Raw genomic sequence first — 18322 nt, 5'->3', positions numbered from 1 at the left:
GGCCCACTCGAACCCTCCGAACGAGTGCCGAACGCACGATCCTCAGATCCCGGGTACTCAACAGCGAGTGCTTTCCCACCGCGGCCGTCATCGCCGCCGTCCTCATCGACAACGCGATCCCGGCAGGCACCACCCCCGCCTGACGACCGGGACAGCCTGCGACTGCGTGACTTTCCCGTCACGCCGAGTGATTGCCATTGGCAACATTCGGTGGCGCCGACCCCTGGACAGGCACGGCGACAGCCTGTGTACTCGGCCGTACTGCCCCGAGGGAGCCCTCATGCCAGGAATCAGGCTCGACTCCGTGTCCAAGGTGTTCGACGGCCGCCAGCTCGCCGTCGACAGAGTCTCGCTGGACATCTCTCCCGGGGAGTGCATGGTGCTGCTCGGCCCGTCCGGCTGCGGCAAGACCACGCTGCTGCGGATGATCGCCGGGCTGGAGGAGCCCACCGAGGGCACGCTCTGGTTCGGGCGTACCGAGATCACCGACCTGCCGCCGAAGGAGCGCGGCGTCGCGCTGGTGTTCCAGAACGGTGCCCTCTACCCGCACCGTACGGCGCGGGAGAACATCAGGTTCCCGTTGCGGATGGCCGCCGAGGACCACGAGGAGTCGCACGCGAAGGTCACCGGGGTGGCGAACATCCTCGGTATCGACGAAACCCTCGACCGGTTTCCACGGACGTTGTCCGGCGGCGAGCGGCAGCGGGTGGCGATCGGCCGTGCGCTGGTCAGGCAACCTCGGGTGTTCCTGATGGACGAACCGTTGTCCAACCTCGACGCGACGATGCGGACCGAGCTGCGACAGGAGATCGGGGCGATGGTCCGCGATCTCGACGTCACCACCGTGTACGTGACCCACGACCAGGTCGAGGCGCTCACGCTCGCGGACCGGATCGCGATCATGCGCGGCGGGCGGATCGAGGACGTCGGTACGCCCGAACAGATCTTTCACGATCCGGCGACCGCGTTCACCGCGGGCTTCCTCGGTACGCCGCGCATCAACCTGATGTCCGCGACCGTACGGGTCACCGACCACCACCGCGTCAGCCTCGACTTCGGCGCGCAGAGCATCTCGCTGCCACCGGTCGACCGCAGATCGCTGATCCTCACCGATCACGACGGCGAACGCGTCATCGTCGGCGCCCGCTCCGACGCGTTCACCCCGGCCGCCGGCGGCTCGGCGAACCAGTTGAGCGGCGCCTTGCGGGCACTGGAGTTCCACGGCAGCGACTGGATGGCCTTCGTCCAGGCCGACATCGAGCTGGTCAACCCGGATCTGGTCGGCCGAACCTCCCGGACGACGGCTCCTGAGCGCGGCAGCGCACGGACTCGGCACGCGTCAGCACGCGATTCGGGTCTGACCACGTTCGCGAAGGCAATCCCCGGGGTTCGCCAGGTGCGGGACCGGATCGTCCGGAGACGGCGTACGCCCCCGCCGGCCGCACAGGCGACCGCGGCGACTCATCGCCGTGCTGACCTCGTCATCGAACTCGGCGACGCGAGCGCACTGCAGCCCGGCACCAAGGTACACCTCACGGTCGACACGTCCCGGCTGCACATCTTCGACGAGTCCGGCCGCCGCGTCGACCGCGTCACCCGCTGACCCACCGGTGAGAATGATGTCCTCCGCAGTGCCGGACTCGGACGCGGAACCATCACGGACGCCGAGGACGGTGGATGACAGACAGCGGCAAGGTCGCTCTGGTGACGGGCGGCAACAAGGGGATCGGCTTCGAGGTCGCGCGGCAATTGGCGCAGGCCGATCACCAAGTCGTGATCGGGGCACGTACCGACGAGCGCGGTCGCGCGGCGGCCGAGAAGCTTCGCGCTGACGGCGTCGAGGTGTCGTACGTCGTCCTGGACGTGAGCGCACCGGACAGCATCAGCGCAGCGTTGGAGGTGGTTGCCGCGCGGTACGGGCGGCTCGACGTACTGGTCAACAATGCCGGCATCGCTCCGGCCGAAGGACCGCCGAGCGAGGTGGCGCCCGAGGTTCTCCAGGAGACCTACGAGACCAACGTGTTCGGTCTGGTGGCCGTCACGCAGGCGGCGCTGCCGTTGCTGCGCCTAGCCGTTGCCGGACGCATCGTGAACCTTTCCTCGGGCGCCGGATCTCTGACAGTGGTCGGCGGACCCGACTGGCGTCCGGAATGGAACGGGCTGGCCTACAACACCTCGAAGTCGGCAGTGAACGCTGTGACGGTCGCCTTCGCCAGTGAACTACGGCCGACCCCGATCAAGGTCAATGCGGTCAACCCCGGGTACACCAGGACCGACATGTCTCCCGGAGCCGACCGACCTGCCGCGGCCGGCGCGGCAGTTGTCGTACGCTACGCAAGTCTCCCCGCTGACGGCCCAACAGGAGGCTTCTTCGACGAGAACGGCGCTGTCCCCTGGTAGCCGGCTGCGCTCAGGACGGGAGTTGCCCGAGGAGCTTCTGCATGCCTGCGACCTCGGTCGACTGAGTTGCCTGGAGCCGGGACGCAAACGCCTTCGCCTTTGCGTCGGATCCGGTCGACTGCTCGGTCTTGGCCAGCTCGATCGCGCCTTGATACTGCTTGATCATCAGCTGGAGCCACAGCCGATCGAACTTCGTGCCCTTCGCGTTGCCGAGTTCGGACCAGTCGTCCTCGGTCATCGTGCCGGGAACCTCACCGGCCGGATCCTCGTCGTGTCTCGGGCTGGGAATCGCCGCGCCCCAGCTACCGAGCCACGCCAGTAGTTGCTTGAGCTCCTGTTCCTCCGTCACCTTGATCGCGGCGGCGAGCTTCTTGACCGCTGGGCTCTTCGCCTGGAAGTCCGCCGTACTCACCATCCGCAGCGCGAGTTGGTGATGCAGCACCATCCGGCCGGCGAACGTCACATCGGCGTCGTTGTGCGCGCCAGCCGAGGTGCTCCGACCAGCCTGGCCGGCCCTGCGGGCCACGTTGCCCTCACATCCAGCCACGCCCACAGCCGCGATCAACGACATGGCCGCAAGTCCCGCGGTGGTCCGACTCAAGCGCGCCACGTCTACCGTCCGATTCAGTTGCTCGACCGTCCTGAGCAGAGTAGAGCGGTGCAGGCCCAGAGCAACCGTTCGCACCCGACGGTCAGAGTGTCAGCTTCGTGACGTCGAGGTTTCCGCCGCTCACGACCAGGGCGGTCACGCCCGCGGGCTGCACCCTGCCCTCGAGCAGTGCGGCGACGGGTGCTGCCGCCGCCGGTTCGAGGGCGAGCTTGGTGCGCGACATCACGAGACGTGTCGCGTCCACGAGTGCTGCTTCGCTGACCCGTACCACCTCGTCGACGTACTGCTGGATCAACGGAAGGGTGAGCGTGCCGCACACCGGTGCGGCGAGACCGTCAGCCACCGAGCGAGCCGTCGGTAGCTTCTGCGGTTCACCGGCCGCGAGGCTGCGGCTCACCACATCGGCCTGCTCCGGCTCGATCCCGATCACGCGAATCTCCGGCCGCAACTGCTTGACCGCCGCCGCGACGCCGGAGATCAGCCCACCGCCGCCGACGGGAACCATCACGGTGCCGAGGTCCGGGCGATCCGCGAGCAGTTCCAGGCCAAGGCTGCCGTGGCCCGTGATCACGTCTTCGTCGTCGAACGGATGAACTCCGGTCAGCCCGCGCTCGTCCCGGATCCGTTCGTACGCCGCGATCAGGTCACCGTCGACGAGTTCGACGGCGGCGCCGTCCGCACGTGCCGCAGCAACCTTCACCGGTACGGCGGTCGCCGGCATCACCACCGTCGCCGGAACGCCGGCGCTGCGGGCCGCCCAGGCGAGTGCACAAGCCGCGTTCCCCGCCGAGACGGTGATCACTCCGCGCTGCTGCTGCGCGGGACTCAGCCGAAGCAGCTTGGTCAGCAGCCCACGAACCTTGAAGCTGCCGGTCTTCTGAAACAGCTCTGCCTTGAGCACCAGGTCGGCACCGAACAGTTCGTTCAACGCCGACGACGTGACCACCGGCGTCCGATGAACCCGCTCCTCCAGCCCCCGAGCCGCCCCACGAATCTCCTCAATAGTCGGCACCCACCAACAATAGTTCCGCCGTCCGACACATCCCGACGCGACCCGTGAACCAGCTACCCGCGACCGCCACCCCGGCCGTCGTCCTTGGACGGTCCGGGGAACCAGAGCGAGGTGGTCAGGTCGGTAGGCTGCGGGTGATGCCGTGGGTGGCGACGGTGAGGGCGGCGATGAGGCGGCCTTTGTCGCGTCGCAGGTTGGGGACGACGATGCCCAGGGCGGCGACGACTTCGTCGGACCGGCGGATCGGTACCGCGACGGAGCAGGCGCCCAGGCTCATCTCCTCGATCGTGGTGGCATAGCCGTCGGCGACGATGCGTGCCAGTTGATCGCGCAAGCGCGCCGGCTGGGTGATGGTGTACGGCGTGACGCGCGCCAACCGTACGGCGAGCGCATCCCTGCGGACGTCTTCAGGTGCGTACGCCATCAGGACCTTACCGACGCCCGTGGCGTGCCATGGGAGTCGTGAACCGACCTTGCTCACAACAGGTACCGATCGCTTGCCGGCAATGCGATCGAGGTAGAGGGCAGTCATGCCGTCCCGTACGGCGAGGTGCACCGTGGCGAGGGTAGCGGCGTACAGGTCGTGCAGGAACGGTGACGCGACTTCGCGGAGGTCGGTCCGCACCGGGGCAAGCAGGCCGATGTCCCACAGCCGCGGGCCGACCACGTACTCGCCGGTGGCGCTGCGCGCGAGAGCACCGTGCGCGGTGAGTTCGGCGATCAGCCGGTGCGCCGTCGTCAGCGGCAGGTCTGCGCGGCGCGCGAGTTCGGTGAGGGTCAGCTGGGGATGTGCTTCGTCGAACGCCCCGAGCAGCGCGATCGCCCGCGAGACCACGGTCGCGCCCGGTGTGGAGATCTTGCCGGCCATCGCCATCCTTCCGTTCAGTGGAAGCGTACGCTCTCCCGTCGGCGGACCCGGCTCCTAGCCTGCTGGCGTGACCAGTTCGCCAGACACCCCGACCCAGCAGGCGATCAGCGCCGAGATCCAGCGGCTCCACGCGGACGCGGGTCCGCGGACCCAGCCGCGGCTGGACTTCCCGTCGTACCGCAGCACGCTGTTGCGGCATCCGACCAAGGAGCTGCGGCACGCGGATCCCGAAGGCGCGGAGTTGGTCGCGCCGGTGTTCGGTCAGTCCGATGTCGGCGCGCTCGAGTCCGATCTGACTGTCCAGCACGGCGGCTCGCCGATCGGCGAACGCATCCTCGTCCGCGGCCGGATCGTGTCGGGCGACGGCACCCCGGTACGCCGCCAACTGGTGGAGATCTGGCAGGCGAACGCCGCCGGCCGGTACGTCCACCAAGGCGATCAGCACCCCGCACCGGTGGACCCGAACTTCACCGGCGTCGGCCGCTGCCTGACCGATGACGAGGGGTGGTACTCGTTCACGACGATCAAACCGGGCGCCTACCCGTGGCGCAACCATCGCAACGCCTGGCGGCCGGCCCACATCCATTTCTCCTTGTTCGGAACGGACTTCACCCAGCGGCTGATCACGCAGATGTACTTCCCGGGCGATCCGTTGCTCGCCCTCGATCCGATCCTGCAGTCGATCACCGACCAGCGCGCCCGCGACCGGCTCGTCGCTGCGTACGACCACGAGCTCTCGCAGGACGAGTGGCTGCTCGGCTACCGGTGGGACGTGGTTCTGACCGGAAGCCACGCGACCGTGATGGAGAAGGAGCGCGACAATGCCTGATCACATCGCCACGCCCGGGCAGACCGTGGGGCCGTTCTTCCACTACGCCCTGCCGTTTCCAGGTGACCGCGAGTTGGTACGCCGAGGCAGCGCCGGTGCGGTCCGGTTGCACGGGTACGTGTTCGACGGCGCGGGCAACGGCGTACCCGACGCACTGCTCGAGCTACGCCAGGCCGACCCCCACAGCGTCGTCCCTGAAGTCGAAGGTTCGCTGCGCCGGGACGGTGCGGCGTTCACCGGCTGGGGACGCAGCACTACGGACCCGACGGGACACTACTGGTTCAGCACTCTTGAGCCACCGGACTTCTTCGCAATCACGATCTTCGCTCGTGGACTGCTGAACCGGCTCTTCACCCGCATCTATCTGCCGGAGGGCGCTCCGGACGGCAGCAGCACGATGGTCGCGGCACGAGAGCCGGACGGCGGCCTGCGCTTCGACGTACACCTCCAGGGCGAACGCGAGACAGTCTTTCTCACCTACCCAGGACACCAGTGATGCCGTCCCTGCTCGAGCCAGGCTCGCGCCGAGCGATCGGGGTGGTCGACGACGACGCACTGCTGGCGGCGATGACGCGCGTCGAGCTGGCCTGGCTACATGTCCTCAAGGGATCTGCCGCCAACCTGAACGAGCCGATCGCGCTACAACTCGCCGACGTCGAGGACGCCGGCAATCCCGTTCTTCCCTTGGTGAAGGCGTTGCGCGCCGCACTCGGCGAGCCCGAGCTCCACCGCGGGTTGACCAGTCAGGACGTTCTCGACACCGCACTGATGCTGCTGGCTCGAGACGCCACAAGTCGCATCGCGTTGGATCTGGCGCGGACCGCGGATTCCCTTGCTGAGTTGGCTTCCACGCATCGCGACTCGGTGATGGCCGGGCGCACTCTCACGCAGTACGCCGTGCCGACCACGTTCGGCTTGAAGGCGGCGCAGTGGCTGTCGGGCGTACTTGACGCCGAGGACGCGATCAGCTCCCTCACTCTCCCGGCGCAATGTGGTGGAGCCGCCGGCACGCTCTCCCTCGTGGCAGAGCTCGTCCCGGATCCGCTCGGCGCGCCGAAGAGGTTCGCCGACGAACTCGGGCTGGCCGCCCCGGAGCTGAGCTGGCACAGCCGACGTACGCCGATCACGCGACTCGGCGACGCGCTCGTGGAAACGTGCGATGCGCTCGGCCACCTCGCATCAGACGTCCTGGTACTCGGCCGCCCGGAAATCGCAGAACTCCACGACACCTCCGCGGGCGCCTCGTCGACCATGCCCCACAAGCAGAATCCGGTACTCAGCGTGCTGATCCGAAGCGCGTCGCTGCAAGCACCACAGCTGGGCGCTCAGCTCCACAGCTGCGCGGCCGCCAGCGAGGACGAGCGATCCCCCGGTCCATGGCACGCCGAGTGGCCGTCCCTCCGCAGGCTTCTGGAGCTGACGATGACGGCGTCGAACCAGGCGGCCGACCTCGTCGCGGACCTTGAGGTCGACCAGGCCGCCATGCGCCGCCGCGCCGAGTCGGCAGCGGACTACTTGCTGAGCGAGCGTGGTCGATCCGGTGACCCGTCGTCGTATCTCGGCGCCGCGCACGCTCTGGTCGACTCGGTGCTCGCGCGATGGGAGGGTCTTCGGTGACGTACGACGAGGGCATGGCGGTACGACGCGAGGTTCTGGGCGACGCCCATGTAAACCGAGCCGCGGCGACCAGTGATCTCACGACGGACTTCCAGAACTTCATCACCCGGTACGCCTGGGGCGAGGTGTGGACGCGACCGGGCCTCGACCGCCGCTCGCGCAGCATGATCACGCTGACCGCCTTGATCGCGCACGGCCACTGGACCGAACTGGAGCTACATCTCCACGCCGCACTGCGCAACGGTCTGAGCCGCGCCGAAATAGCCGAGGTGATTCTCCAAACCGCTGTGTACTGCGGTGTCCCGGCCGCCAACCATGCCTTCGCGATCGCCGACGGCGTACTGAAGGAGGACCGATGATCTCGGATCGCACGACGGTCGGCATCGTCGGCGGCGGACCGGCCGGCCTGATGCTGTCCCACCTCCTGCACCTCGCGGGCATCGAGTCGGTGGTGATCGAGACCCGTACCCGGGAGGAGATCGAACAGACCCATCGGGCCGGCATCCTCGAGCACGACAGCGTACGGCTCCTGGTCGACTCCGGCGTCTCCGACCGGGTCCTGACCGCGGGACACGAGCATCAGGGAATCGAGCTGCGCTTCGGCGGCGTCAGCCACCGGATCGACTTCCGCGGGCTGGTCGGCTCGTCGACCTGGCTCTACCCACAGACGGATGTCTTCACCGATCTGGCGACCGCCCGCGAGCGGGACGGCGGCGATGCCCGGTACGGCGTCACGGGTACGGCTGTCGTCGACGTCACCAGCGAGCAGCCGGGCATGTTGTTCACCGATGCCGGCGGCACCCCGCACGAGATCCGGTGTGACGTACTCGTCGGTGCGGACGGTTCGCGCAGCATGACCCGGTCGGCGATTGCCGACCGCAACGAGTTCTTCCGGCAGTATCCCTACGCCTGGTTCGGGATTCTCTGCGAGGCGCCGCCGAGCGCACCCGAGCTGATCTACACGCGATCGGACCGCGGGTTCGCGCTGATCAGTCAGCGCACGGACGCCGTCCAGCGAATGTACTTCCAGTGCTCCCCCGACGAATCGGCCGACGACTGGCCGGAGGACCGGATCTGGTCCGAGCTGCAGTCCCGGCTGGCCGGCGAGGACGGATTCAGCCTGAAGGAAGGCCGCATCTTCAGCAGGACAGTCCTGCCGTTCCGTTCGTACGTCTGCGAACCGATGCGGCACGGCAACCTGTTGCTCGCCGGCGACGCCGCCCACACCGTGCCGCCCACGGGGGCCAAAGGCCTCAACCTGGCGCTCGCCGACGCCCGGGTACTCGCCGAGGTGATCGAGCGCGCGATCGTGGGCCGCGACCGGTCAACGCTCGACACGTACCCGACGCGGGCACTGTCCCGGGTCTGGAGAGTCCAGTACTTCTCCCACTGGATGACGACACTCCTGCACGCGGTCCCGGACGCCTCGGACTTCGACAAGCAACGCCAGCTCGCCGAACTGACGGCGGTCGTCGAATCCGAGCACGGCAGCCGCTTCCTCGCCGAGGCGTACACGGGGTGGCCGACGACCTGACCGATCCGCCGGGTTTTGGACGAAGCACGCAGAACTGTTTGCCGCTAAGATCGGCACTCGATGATGAAACCTTCGGTCTCTGCCCGCGACGTACTCGTCCTGGCCCACATTCTCGAACTCGTCCGGTCCGGGGAGGCTGCCACCCGGGCCCAACTCGAAGCGGCGACCGGATTCGGCCGGACGATCGTGAACGACCGGCTGCGGGAAGGGCTCGACCTCGGGCTGCTGGCCGACGGCGAGCAGGCGGCCTCGAGCGGCGGCCGGCCGTCCCGGACGGTCCGGTTCCGCGCCGAAGCCGGCCTCCTACTCGGTGCGAGTCTCGGCGCGTTCGAGTGCCGGGCCGCGGTCTCGGACCTGGCAGGCGACCTCATCGCGACCGCCGAAACGCCCCTGGATGTCACCGACCCGCCGGAATCGGTGCTCCCCCGGGTCGACGAGCTCTTCACCGACCTGCTCGCGAAGGCCCCTGGAAAGCGGCCCCTGTGGGGCATCGGCATCGGAGTTCCAGGTCCCGTCGACTTCCGGTCCGGCCGGGTCGTCGCGCCGCCGATCATGCCGGGGTGGGACGGGTTCGACATCCGGTCCTGGTTCCGGACCCGGTACGAGGCACCGATCTGGGTCGACAACGAGGTCAACCTGATGGCGTACGGCGAGTGGAGCCGCGGCGAACCGCGGGACGGGCGCGACCTGCTCTACGTCAAGGTCAGTACCGGGATCGGAAGCGGTCTGGTCACCGGAAGCAGACTGCATCGCGGAGCGAGCGGAGCGGCGGGCGACATCGGCCACGTCCGGGTCACCGACGATCCCGCCGCGGTGTGCCGGTGCGGCAAGACCGGATGCCTCGAAGCGGTGGCCGGCGGTTGGGCGCTGGTTCGCCACCTGACCGACGCCGCTCAAGCCGGCCAGAGCACGTTCCTGGCCAACCGGCTGAACCAGCGGGGACGGCTGATGCCCGAGGACATCGGCGCCTCCGTCGAGGCCGGCGACGCCGTCACGCTCGAGGCAGTGAAGCAAGCCGCGAGGCATGCCGGCCGAGCCGTGGCCGGCATCGTCAACTTCGCCAACCCGTCCACTCTCGTCCTGGGCGGCGGGGTGCTGCGGATGGGAGATGTCTTCTTCGACGTCTTCCGCGACCAGGTACTCGACGGAACGATCGAACTGGCCGCCCGCGGCCTGACGATCCGCCGCTCGTCGTTGGACTTCCTGGAGGGCGTGTACGGCGCGACCTCGCTGGCGATGTTCCGGCTGTTCCGGCGCGAGGCGATGGAGCTATGGCTCGGGAACGGCTCCCCGATCGGCTCGGCGCTTCGGCTGCAGCAAGCCTCCTGAGCACCTCCCACCGGGGGCTTTTGCAGCTTTTCGACACTAGGAAGCCGCTGCCGAGCGCCACTTTGGATGATTTCATGCAAAAATGGGTGTCATGGCCAGGCAGTCCACTCTCCGATTCGGCGCGCAGACCGACGAAGTGACGAGCCTGCTGCGGATCGTGAACCTGGTCCGGCTCGGCGAGGCGACGACCCGGCCCGAGCTCGTCCGGGCAACCAGTCTCGGTCGCGGTGTCGTGGCCCAGCGCGTCGACCAGGCGATGGAGATGGGCTACCTGGAGGACGGCGAGTTCGCCCATCCGACCGGCGGCCGCGCCCCGCGCACCCTCCGCTTCCGGGCCGAGCGCGGCGTACTCGTCGAGTGCGCTCTCGGCGCGATGCACATCAACGTCGGAGTGAGCGCCTTGACCGGGGACGTGATCGCGCACGCGCACCGCGAGTGGGACATCGCCCGGGGACCGGCAGCAACCCTCGAGACCGCGATGGCGATGGTCGACGACCTGCTGGCCGGAGCCGGCCGGGCACCGATCTGGGGCATGGGCATCGGCGTACCCGGCCCGGTGAACTTCGCCACCGGGCGACCGGTGGCGCCGCCGATCATGCCGGGCTGGAACGGTTTCGAGATCCGCCGGCGGTTCGAGCAGCAGTACGGCGCCCCGGTCTGGGTGGACAACGACGTCAATCTGCTGGCGTTCACCGAGCGCGCACGACGGCGGGACGAGAACCCGGACCTGATCTACTGCAAGGTCGGCTCCGGCATCGGCGTCGGCCTGCTGTCCCAGGGCCGGATCCATCGTGGTGCGCAGGGAGCGGCAGGCGACATCGGACACGAGCGGGTCCGCGACGCCGACGTGGTCTGCCGCTGCGGCAAGGCCGGCTGCCTGGAGGCGGTCGCCGGCGGCTGGGCCCTGATCCGCGATGCCCAGCAGGCGATCGACGTCGGCGCGGACGGCTACCTGGCCGAGCGCGTCAACGGGGGCAGCTTGCTGACGCCGGAACTCGTCGCCATGGCGGCGCAGGACGGCGACACGCTGGCGACCTCGCTGGTCCGTACGTCGGCGCAGTACGTCGGCGAGGCGCTCGCATCACTGGTGAACATGTTCAACCCAGGGGTGATCGTCGTCGGCGGCGCCATCGCCGCGGGCGCGGGCGAGGTCTACCTGGCCGACATCAGGCAGCGGATCTACGAGCTGGCGCACCCGCTCGCGACCCTCGACCTGAAGATCGTCCGCTCGGTCGACGACGTCCGCGAGCCGCTCCGGGGCTGCGCCGAGATGGTTCGCGAGCAGCTGTTCGACGTGACGTTCCCCCGCTGGCTCGGCGACGGCCAACCGTCGGCCGCAGCCCTACGATCCGCCTGAACAGACTTATGTTGATTTACTGCAAAAGCGGCTAGGCTGCGTTCTATGAGAGCTCAACTCCGCGATCGGCAGCACTGATGCTGCCAGGCCTGCGCGCCGACGCGCTGACCTCGACCCCTGGCGGCTTCGAACTGCGGGTCGGGCTGCCGTGGATCCGTTCGCTGCCGTTGGCCGGCCTGAGCGGGCTCCGCCTGGCGCTGGACGGTCAGCAAGTGGATCCGTCGATCGTGCTTGGCGACCGGCGGATCCCGGTGGACGCCGTCGGCAGCGAGTCAGACTGTTGGTGGTACCTACAAGATCGACTGGTTCTGGCCGGCGACACCGACGTCCGTCCCTGCACAGTGACCGTCGACTTCCGGATGCTGGTGCCGTACCTCTCTGCAGGACCCGGTGTGCCTCTCGTCCTGCCCTTCCACCTCGAGGCCGAGCTGGTGCCGGACCAGCGGGTCTCCCCCAGCGTCGCAGGCGACGTAGGTACGGAGGTCGGCCGATGATGCCCGACGGCTGGGTACTCGCCGCCAGTTCGTTCAACTGGACGCCAGAGGTCATCCGCGCGCAACGTTCGGCCCACGACCTGGTCGTCGGGATTGCGGCTGACGGTGTGGCCGAGGTGATCGAGGTGGAAGCGGGCCAGGTCTGGCGAGGCTTTCCGACGCCCACCGACGTAGAGACCGACGTGCTGCGGGACGCCCTGACCTCGGCCGGCGCGCGGGTGAGCGTGCTCGGAGCCAGCATCGACGACTACACGTCGACCGGCAGCCGGCGTACCGACGACGAACGGCTGGCGTTCCTGCTGCCGCAACTGAAGGCCGCCCACCGCCTGGGCGCGGACGGGATCCGGCTGCCGATCGGGCAAGCCGGGCGGCCGCTCCTGGAACGCCTGCAGCCGTTGCTGCATGAGCTTGAGCTGATCCTCTTCGAGGAAATCCAGGGCCAGCAGAGCCCTCAGAATCCGCAAACGGCGGAGGCGATCGAGACCATCGCCGACTTCGCCGACCCGCGGCTTCGGCTCATCTGCGACACCAGCATGCTGATGCCGTCACTCCCGCCGACCTACCTCGAACAGCTGCGCCGCGGAGGCGTCGCCGACGACCTGGTCGATCAGTTGACCCACAGCTGGCGCGACCCCGCCACCTTGGACGCCGTACGGGCGGCGCTGAGTTCGAACGCAGTACCGCCCGCAACGCACACGCTGTTCATGAACCTGCTGATTCGGTTCGGCCGCTCCGACGTCGACGACCTCCGCGACGTCGTCGGTCTGATCGGCGGCTTCCACCTGAAGTTCTGGGACCTGGACGACGGCGACGACCGCGTCAGCGGCCCGATCCGCGCTCTCGGCCGGATGCTGGCCGGGACCGAGTTCCGTGGCACCTTCACCAGTGAGTGGGGCGGCCACGAGTGGCTGGACGACCTGAAACCAACCGAGGCCACCCGCCGGCACCTGGCTCTCGCCAGGGCTGCCCTTGCCGACGGAGTGGCCTTGGAGCGCTGATCGTCCCGGCTACGACAGGACCACCTCGCGGCGGACCGGGACGCGGTTGCCGACGTACCGCTGGGGCGCGATCTGCATGTACAGCAGGCGCAGCGTCAGTACGACCTCGACATCGACAGCGTCACCGGCCTGCGGAACGGGGTCGAGTTGAATGACGATGTCCGGGCGGTCGGCAACGAACCAGAGGGTGTCCCACTGCTCGGGGAGTTCCTCGATCTTGTAGCTGCGTCCCTCGAGCTCGAAGCGCAGCTGGTCGGTCGGGACGTCCGCTCCGTTGACCCGAGCGGTCACGCTGTCCACCGCGGACAGCCAGAGGCTGCGGTACCAGGGCAACTGGACCGAGACGCGAAGGCCCTCCGGGTGCCGGTGGACATCGGTGGCGGCGAAGAGTGAGTTGTGAGTGGCCATGAGGTTTCCTTAGTTCGAGGCGGCGGCGGACGAGGTGATGGAGCGCGTGATCAGTCGATGCTGCGCCTTGACCAACTCGATCGGATCGGATTCGCCGAGGTCTGCGAACGCGTGGCCCTCCCACTCGCTCGACAGGTAGCCGGTGTAGCCGCCGTCGACGAACTGCTTGATGATCCGCGGCACGTCCATCGCCGGCTCGTCGCCGTTGTCGTCGATGTCGTAGAACTTCGAGTGCACGTGGAAGATCTGCGGCATGATGTCCAGCCACTCCTCCGGCGCCACCAGGCCGTGCATGTTGAACGCGAGCCGGCTGAACGGGCCGAGCCGGGCCGGGTCGAAGTCGTGGTCACGCAGGTAGTTCTCGAACTCCTCGTTGCGCTGATGCATCGGAGCCGGTTTGCGCCAGATGTCCTGCATCACCGCGAAGTGCTCGTCGGGCAGTCCCATCTGCCGCAGCGTCCGGTGCAACGTCGGCGACAGGCTGTGCATGGTCGAGCTGAAGTCGGCCGTGAACCCGAGCCGGTCCGAGCCGAGCTCGGCGTACATCTCACGGATCCCCATGATCTTCTCGTCGTTGGGACCCGCCGGGGCGTGCAGCTCGTACCCGAGCTTCTGGTCGTACTTCTCCGCGAGCGGCAGCAGCCGGCGCAGCAACTCCTTGCCGGCGGAGCGGATGACGACCTTGTGGAAGCCCAACCGGTTGGCCGTCCGCAGTTGCACGGCCAGGAACTCGTACTCCTCGTCCGGCGTCATGTCCCGGTCCTTGCGCCGACCCATGTCGAGATTGGTGCCCATGGCACTCGGTTCGAGTTCGAGTCGTTCCAGTCCGTCGCGCCACATCTTGACGAACTCGTCGTCGACGTCGGGATAGGTCCGCAGCATCTGCGCCCCGTTGAACTCCACTCCGGGCCCGAGTCCCTGATCGGCGACTTCCTGGAGCAGGCTCTCGAACGTGTAGTGCCCCGCCGCCCACTCCGAGGTGAGCGAGTAGAGCGTGATGCCGAGCTTGATCCCCGTACCGGCGACGCCGTCGGCTTTGGTCGTGGTTGTCATCGCAAGTCCTTTGGTTGAGGTACAGGTCGGGCGAGATGGGCACGCAGGGCGGTACGGGCGTGAACGGAGTCGGTGATCATCCGCGACCCGGCGTCGGCCGCCGCGGAGCGTTGCACGGCCTGCTCGGCCCGGATGATGTCGAACGGGCTTTCCCAGTAGTTCCAGTGCCAGCCCTCGTACTCGCTGGAGATCACACCGTTGTAGCCGATGTCGACCAGCAGCGCGACGAGTTCACGGACCGGGACCGACGGCTCTTCGCCCTGGGGATCGATGCCGAAGAACTTGCCGTGTACGTGCCGGATGAACGGGGCGATCTCCCGCCAGGTGTCGATCGGTGCCGGTCCGAACAGTCCGGTGCCGTTGATGGCGAAGTCGACACCGAGCTCCGGGCGGCCGTACCGGTGTGCGAGCTCGATGAATGCACCGAAGCGTTCGCCGTGCGCGGCCTCGGTGTTCGGCGGTCCCTCGGCGTACGTCTGCTGCCACAGCCCCGTCACCGCGTCGAGGAGGTCGTCGGTCGCACCGCGCCGGCGGTACGCCTCGAGCAGCGACGGTGCGAAGCCGCTGACCGTCGCACCCCAGTCGGCGGTGAACCCGAGCAGCGGTGAGTCGAGCTTCGCGTACCGGTCACGCAGGGCCAGGACGTTCTCGTGCCTGCCGTGCTGGTGCGCGTGGACCTCGAGCGCGAGCGTGACGCCGTACTTCTCCGCGACCGGGAGCAACTGCTCCATCGAGTCCGGAGTCAGCGAGATCTGCACCCGCGCGATCGCGAAGCCGAGACGCGCTGCCGCGGCGATCTGCCGGGTCATGTACGCGATCAGCTCGTCCTGGCTCATCAGCTGGTTCGGCCGGAGCCCGATGTCGCCGTTGATCGCCAGCGACGTCGGCACCAGGTCGACCTCGTCGACCAGCGCGCGGAACCGGTCGACGAACGCGTCGTCCAGGTCGGGGAAGCCGCGGAAGCTGGAGAACCCGATGATCTCCAGTCCCGGCCCGAACCGTTCGGCGGCCACCTTGCGGATCAGGTCTTCGAGGTCGTACTCGCGGGCATGGAACGCTCTGGTGAAGCTGTAGAGCGTCACTCCTTGGATCGGCTCTCCCAGGCTCATGCTGCCACCGCCTTCATGGTCTTGTTGTCGTGCTCCTCGATCCGCAGCACCCCGTGCGCGGTGACGATGTACGGGATGTAGACCTTGAGTTCGATGTCGACCCGATGCTCATGATCGTCTGCCGGTAGCTCGATGTCGCCGGTGACGACGACGGAGTCGGTGGGAAACCACCACTCGTCGGCCTCGTCGGCGAGTTCGGGAATCGCGAACGTTCGCCCGTTCATCGTCCAGCGCAACGACTCGGCCGGTACACCGTCGACGGCGAACGAGACCTCGCTGATGCAGGAGCCGGGCAGAGCCCGGTACCAGGGCAGCCGGATCTCCACCGTCGCCCGGGTTCCGTCGGTCGTGAGTGTGTCCTGCTCGATGATCCGGTCCGGAATCATGGTTGTGCTCCTTCTGCTCGCAGCTCGCGGGCGATCCTCCGGGCACCGCGGATCGCCAGCGCGACCGACGTGAGCGTGGGATTGGCCGCGGTCGAGGTCGGTATGACGTTGTTACCGGCAACAAAAAGCCCTGACACCGACCACACCTCGGAGTCGGGGCCGCAGACCGAGGTCCCGTCGTCGGACTCCCCCATCCGGGTGGTGCCCTGGTAATGCAGTGACGCGCCCAACGGCAAGGTGATCGGGACGTCGCCGAGCGGTTCCCCGATGGCCTTGGCCATCCTGACGATCTCATCCCGGGCTTGATCCAGCGTTCGGTGGTCGTGCTCGGTCAGCTTGTAGTGCACCCGGATCGCCGGCATGCCGTACGAATCGGTGCGGTCGTCGGCGAACTCGAGCCGGTCGTCCCACCGGAGCTCCTTGGCACAGAACAGGCCCAGTCCGACGATGGATCCGGGTACGACCGGGTCGTCGTCGGCCAGCGGAACCGGTGACGCGTCGAGCTGCATCACCTGGCCGTGGTACGGAAGCTCGTCGGTGAACGGAATCCAGCTGACGCCGCTGTGCTGACTGATCGCGCCGGCCGCCGGCGGCTCGATCGTCGTGTCCGCGCCGGAGATCCTCGCGGCGTACACAACCTGGGCCTGATCGTTCAGGTAGCGACCGAGCGCGGCCGGCCGAATACCTGAGGCCCACAACAGCTGCGGCGTCCGCAAGGCATCCGCCGCCACCACGACGAAGCTGGCTCGGACCGTGCTGACCTCGTTGCTCCGGAGATCGCGGACCTCGACGGCCGCGGCACGTCCCTGCTCCACGACGACGCGCGTCACCAGAGCTTCGTCGTACAGCGTGAAGTGCGGATTGGACCTGGTCACCTCCCCCATCACCACATCGGAGCCGGACCAGACCAGCTGACCGTCCGCGCGGCGATGGACCGCCAGCGGCATCGGCTGCACCCTCGTCGCCGGTGATCGGCCGTCGTCGATCGCAGCCGACAAGCGCCGCCGGATCAGTTCGGCAAACGGTGCGTCCTCGAGGGCCGTCGCGGTCACCCCGAGCACCCGCTCGGCATCGGTCAGCAGCTCGTCCAAGCCGGGCAGGTACGGGATCCGTTCACTGCCACCGGGTCGCGGGCAGGCACAGGTCCAGTGCGCGCCCATCCCGCCGACATTGCTCGACATGGCAACCGCCGGGAGGCCGTCCTCGCCGTCGAACGCGAACCCGTCGGGCAGCAGGAAGGTACCGGGCCTGGCTTGCCGGCGGCCTGCCACCACGGCCGCCGGGCTGCTCAGCGTTGCCGCATCGGCGCTCGGACCCTGCGAACGCCGTTCCGCGGCCGCCTGGGCCGCGGGGTCGACGAGGTTCTTCACGTGGGCGCCCGGCGGTTCCGTCACCGTCGGCCCGACTTCGAACATCGCGATCCTGCTGCCGGGTGCCTGCTCGCTGAGGATGCGCGCGTACGCCGCTCCGTTCGGGCCGCTCCCGACGATCGCGACGTCAACGCTGCCGGGCAGGCGGCCGGCTGCACTCATGCGTCCGCCGCCAGCGAGCGGATCAGCTGGACCGACTCGACGGTCGGCGTCGTCGGGTAGTACTCCAGACCGATCGGGCCGTCGTACCCGGAGCCGCGCAGCTCGGCCAACCTGGCCGGCCAGTCGATGGCGCCGGACCCCGGCTCGCCCCGGCCGGGAGCGTCGGCGATCTGTACGTACCGGATGACGTCGCGCGCCTGCGAGAGCTCCGAGGTGACGTCTTCGCCTTCCACGGTGGAGTGATAGAGGTCGTACAGGATGCCGAACGTCGGCGAGCCGACCCCGCGCGCGATGTACGCGGCCTCGGCGGTGCGGTCGAGCAACGCGCCGGGGTGGTCGACCCGGATGTTGACCGCCTCGAGTACGAGGGTGATGCCGGAACCGGCGATCTGGGCGTCGGCCTTGGTGAAGATCTCGACGAGCTCGTCGAGCTGGTCCTGCCGCTTGCGCCCGCCGAAGCCGGTCCCGCTGCCGAGGACGATGCGCGGGCAACCGAGCTGTCGCGCGACCTCGACACCGTCGTCCAGTCCCTTGTAGAACAGCGTGTGGTCCTTCGGCGGGATCATGAACTGCGTCCGCGGTTCGGCCAGCTGGGCGGTCAGTTGGACACCGGTTTCGGCGAGCGCGTCCCGCAGCGCCGCGATGTCCTTACCGGTCGGCCCCCACATCTCGACGGCATCGAAACCGGCGGCGGCCGCGGCCCGTACTCGATCGGCGGCGCTGTCTCCGGCTTCGGTGAACAACAAGTCGATATTCGGCGCGAGTGTGAACATTGGGGTCCTTGTC

Annotated in this window: 20 protein-coding genes; 11 read left to right on the top strand and 9 right to left on the bottom strand. The window is 68.3% G+C overall.

Going from position 1 to position 18322, the window contains the following annotated elements; translation table 11 throughout:
* The first annotated feature begins 280 nt into the window (after window positions 1-280).
* On the top strand, window positions 281-1603 hold the full coding sequence (locus tag ACFYRU_RS15785) for an ABC transporter ATP-binding protein (protein ID WP_387658601.1): 1323 nt from the start codon (window positions 281-283) through the stop codon (window positions 1601-1603).
* A gap of 74 nt (window positions 1604-1677) precedes the next feature.
* The gene (locus ACFYRU_RS15780) at window positions 1678-2400 is read left to right on the top strand and encodes an SDR family oxidoreductase (RefSeq protein WP_387658598.1); all 723 of its coding nucleotides are present in this window, start codon (window positions 1678-1680) and stop codon (window positions 2398-2400) included.
* Between the two features lie 10 nt (window positions 2401-2410).
* Here the strand turns inward: ACFYRU_RS15780 and ACFYRU_RS15775 are convergent, their stop codons facing one another.
* The 3 genes from ACFYRU_RS15775 to ACFYRU_RS15765 form a co-directional block, all read right to left on the bottom strand.
* Window positions 2411-3001, bottom strand: a complete 591-nt coding sequence (locus ACFYRU_RS15775; protein WP_387658595.1) for a DUF305 domain-containing protein — start codon at window positions 2999-3001, stop codon at window positions 2411-2413.
* Between the two features lie 91 nt (window positions 3002-3092).
* Window positions 3093-4022 carry a threonine/serine dehydratase gene (locus ACFYRU_RS15770; protein WP_387658593.1) on the bottom strand — a complete coding sequence of 310 codons (930 nt, stop codon included), beginning with the start codon at window positions 4020-4022 and terminating at the stop codon, window positions 3093-3095.
* Between the two features lie 115 nt (window positions 4023-4137).
* A complete protein-coding gene (locus tag ACFYRU_RS15765; RefSeq protein WP_387658591.1) occupies window positions 4138-4890 on the bottom strand; it encodes an IclR family transcriptional regulator in 753 nt (250 codons plus the stop codon).
* A gap of 67 nt (window positions 4891-4957) precedes the next feature.
* Here ACFYRU_RS15765 and pcaH point away from each other — a divergent pair, with 67 nt between their 5' ends.
* The 9 genes from pcaH (at window position 4958) to ACFYRU_RS15720 (ending at window position 13048) form a co-directional block, all read left to right on the top strand.
* On the top strand, window positions 4958-5719 hold the full coding sequence (pcaH, locus tag ACFYRU_RS15760) for a protocatechuate 3,4-dioxygenase subunit beta (protein ID WP_387658589.1): 762 nt from the start codon (window positions 4958-4960) through the stop codon (window positions 5717-5719).
* On the top strand, window positions 5712-6215 hold the full coding sequence (locus ACFYRU_RS15755; protein WP_387658587.1) for a protocatechuate 3,4-dioxygenase subunit alpha: 504 nt from the start codon (window positions 5712-5714) through the stop codon (window positions 6213-6215). The genes pcaH and ACFYRU_RS15755 overlap by 8 nt, the downstream gene beginning before the upstream one ends.
* Window positions 6215-7336 (top strand): lyase family protein, encoded by a 1122-nt coding sequence (locus ACFYRU_RS15750; protein ID WP_387658585.1) that lies wholly within the window; start codon window positions 6215-6217, stop codon window positions 7334-7336. Before ACFYRU_RS15755 ends, ACFYRU_RS15750 begins: the two co-directional genes overlap by 1 nt.
* Before the next feature lie 14 nt (window positions 7337-7350).
* Complete coding sequence (pcaC, locus tag ACFYRU_RS15745) at window positions 7351-7695, top strand: 4-carboxymuconolactone decarboxylase (RefSeq protein ID WP_387662900.1); 345 nt, start codon at window positions 7351-7353, stop codon at window positions 7693-7695.
* Window positions 7692-8870 (top strand): 4-hydroxybenzoate 3-monooxygenase, encoded by a 1179-nt coding sequence (locus ACFYRU_RS15740; protein ID WP_387658582.1) that lies wholly within the window; start codon window positions 7692-7694, stop codon window positions 8868-8870. Before pcaC ends, ACFYRU_RS15740 begins: the two co-directional genes overlap by 4 nt.
* Before the next feature lie 60 nt (window positions 8871-8930).
* Entirely contained in the window at window positions 8931-10199 is a 1269-nt protein-coding gene (locus ACFYRU_RS15735; protein WP_387658579.1) for an ROK family protein, read from the top strand.
* A gap of 91 nt (window positions 10200-10290) precedes the next feature.
* Complete coding sequence (locus ACFYRU_RS15730; protein ID WP_387658576.1) at window positions 10291-11556, top strand: ROK family protein; 1266 nt, start codon at window positions 10291-10293, stop codon at window positions 11554-11556.
* A gap of 77 nt (window positions 11557-11633) precedes the next feature.
* Window positions 11634-12050, top strand: coding sequence for a hypothetical protein (locus ACFYRU_RS15725; RefSeq protein WP_387658573.1), 417 nt, complete (start codon window positions 11634-11636; stop codon window positions 12048-12050).
* The gene (locus ACFYRU_RS15720; RefSeq protein WP_387658570.1) at window positions 12050-13048 is read left to right on the top strand and encodes a hypothetical protein; all 999 of its coding nucleotides are present in this window, start codon (window positions 12050-12052) and stop codon (window positions 13046-13048) included. The genes ACFYRU_RS15725 and ACFYRU_RS15720 overlap by 1 nt, the downstream gene beginning before the upstream one ends.
* A gap of 9 nt (window positions 13049-13057) precedes the next feature.
* Here the strand turns inward: ACFYRU_RS15720 and ACFYRU_RS15715 are convergent, their stop codons facing one another.
* From ACFYRU_RS15715 to ACFYRU_RS15690, 6 genes are read right to left on the bottom strand one after another with little or no spacing between them, the layout of a single operon-like run.
* Window positions 13058-13456, bottom strand: a complete 399-nt coding sequence (locus tag ACFYRU_RS15715) for a DUF6379 domain-containing protein (protein WP_387658567.1) — start codon at window positions 13454-13456, stop codon at window positions 13058-13060.
* 9 nt (window positions 13457-13465) lie between these two features.
* Window positions 13466-14509, bottom strand: coding sequence for a sugar phosphate isomerase/epimerase family protein (locus ACFYRU_RS15710; protein ID WP_387658564.1), 1044 nt, complete (start codon window positions 14507-14509; stop codon window positions 13466-13468).
* The gene (locus ACFYRU_RS15705; protein ID WP_387658561.1) at window positions 14506-15618 is read right to left on the bottom strand and encodes a sugar phosphate isomerase/epimerase family protein; all 1113 of its coding nucleotides are present in this window, start codon (window positions 15616-15618) and stop codon (window positions 14506-14508) included. Before ACFYRU_RS15705 ends, ACFYRU_RS15710 begins: the two co-directional genes overlap by 4 nt.
* The gene (locus ACFYRU_RS15700; protein WP_387658559.1) at window positions 15615-16004 is read right to left on the bottom strand and encodes a DUF6379 domain-containing protein; all 390 of its coding nucleotides are present in this window, start codon (window positions 16002-16004) and stop codon (window positions 15615-15617) included. The genes ACFYRU_RS15705 and ACFYRU_RS15700 overlap by 4 nt, the downstream gene beginning before the upstream one ends.
* Window positions 16001-17536, bottom strand: coding sequence for a GMC oxidoreductase (locus ACFYRU_RS15695; RefSeq protein WP_387658556.1), 1536 nt, complete (start codon window positions 17534-17536; stop codon window positions 16001-16003). The genes ACFYRU_RS15700 and ACFYRU_RS15695 overlap by 4 nt, the downstream gene beginning before the upstream one ends.
* A complete protein-coding gene (locus tag ACFYRU_RS15690) occupies window positions 17533-18309 on the bottom strand; it encodes a TIM barrel protein (protein WP_387658554.1) in 777 nt (258 codons plus the stop codon). The genes ACFYRU_RS15695 and ACFYRU_RS15690 overlap by 4 nt, the downstream gene beginning before the upstream one ends.
* Window positions 18310-18322: the final 13 nt, after the last annotated feature.

The organism is Kribbella sp. NPDC004536 (assembly GCF_042873835.1).
Classification (GTDB): domain Bacteria; phylum Actinomycetota; class Actinomycetes; order Propionibacteriales; family Kribbellaceae; genus Kribbella.
The sequence above is the reverse complement of the archived record's forward strand: the minus strand, read 5'-3'. Positions and strand labels throughout refer to the sequence as shown.

Coding starts and splice junctions, on each gene's coding strand:
- ACFYRU_RS15780 (WP_387658598.1), top strand. CDS start 1,678: ATGACAGACAGCGGCAAGGTCGCTCTGGTGACGGGCGGCAACAAGGGG.
- ACFYRU_RS15690 (WP_387658554.1), bottom strand. CDS start 18,309: ATGTTCACACTCGCGCCGAATATCGACTTGTTGTTCACCGAAGCCGGA.
- ACFYRU_RS15785 (WP_387658601.1), top strand. CDS start 281: ATGCCAGGAATCAGGCTCGACTCCGTGTCCAAGGTGTTCGACGGCCGC.
- pcaC (WP_387662900.1), top strand. CDS start 7,351: ATGGCGGTACGACGCGAGGTTCTGGGCGACGCCCATGTAAACCGAGCC.
- ACFYRU_RS15700 (WP_387658559.1), bottom strand. CDS start 16,004: ATGATTCCGGACCGGATCATCGAGCAGGACACACTCACGACCGACGGA.
- ACFYRU_RS15710 (WP_387658564.1), bottom strand. CDS start 14,509: ATGACAACCACGACCAAAGCCGACGGCGTCGCCGGTACGGGGATCAAG.
- ACFYRU_RS15720 (WP_387658570.1), top strand. CDS start 12,050: ATGCCCGACGGCTGGGTACTCGCCGCCAGTTCGTTCAACTGGACGCCA.
- ACFYRU_RS15715 (WP_387658567.1), bottom strand. CDS start 13,456: ATGGCCACTCACAACTCACTCTTCGCCGCCACCGATGTCCACCGGCAC.
- ACFYRU_RS15735 (WP_387658579.1), top strand. CDS start 8,931: ATGATGAAACCTTCGGTCTCTGCCCGCGACGTACTCGTCCTGGCCCAC.
- ACFYRU_RS15765 (WP_387658591.1), bottom strand. CDS start 4,890: ATGGCCGGCAAGATCTCCACACCGGGCGCGACCGTGGTCTCGCGGGCG.
- ACFYRU_RS15740 (WP_387658582.1), top strand. CDS start 7,692: ATGATCTCGGATCGCACGACGGTCGGCATCGTCGGCGGCGGACCGGCC.
- ACFYRU_RS15755 (WP_387658587.1), top strand. CDS start 5,712: ATGCCTGATCACATCGCCACGCCCGGGCAGACCGTGGGGCCGTTCTTC.
- ACFYRU_RS15695 (WP_387658556.1), bottom strand. CDS start 17,536: ATGAGTGCAGCCGGCCGCCTGCCCGGCAGCGTTGACGTCGCGATCGTC.
- ACFYRU_RS15725 (WP_387658573.1), top strand. CDS start 11,634: ATGCTGCCAGGCCTGCGCGCCGACGCGCTGACCTCGACCCCTGGCGGC.
- ACFYRU_RS15730 (WP_387658576.1), top strand. CDS start 10,291: ATGGCCAGGCAGTCCACTCTCCGATTCGGCGCGCAGACCGACGAAGTG.
- ACFYRU_RS15705 (WP_387658561.1), bottom strand. CDS start 15,618: ATGAGCCTGGGAGAGCCGATCCAAGGAGTGACGCTCTACAGCTTCACC.
- ACFYRU_RS15750 (WP_387658585.1), top strand. CDS start 6,215: ATGCCGTCCCTGCTCGAGCCAGGCTCGCGCCGAGCGATCGGGGTGGTC.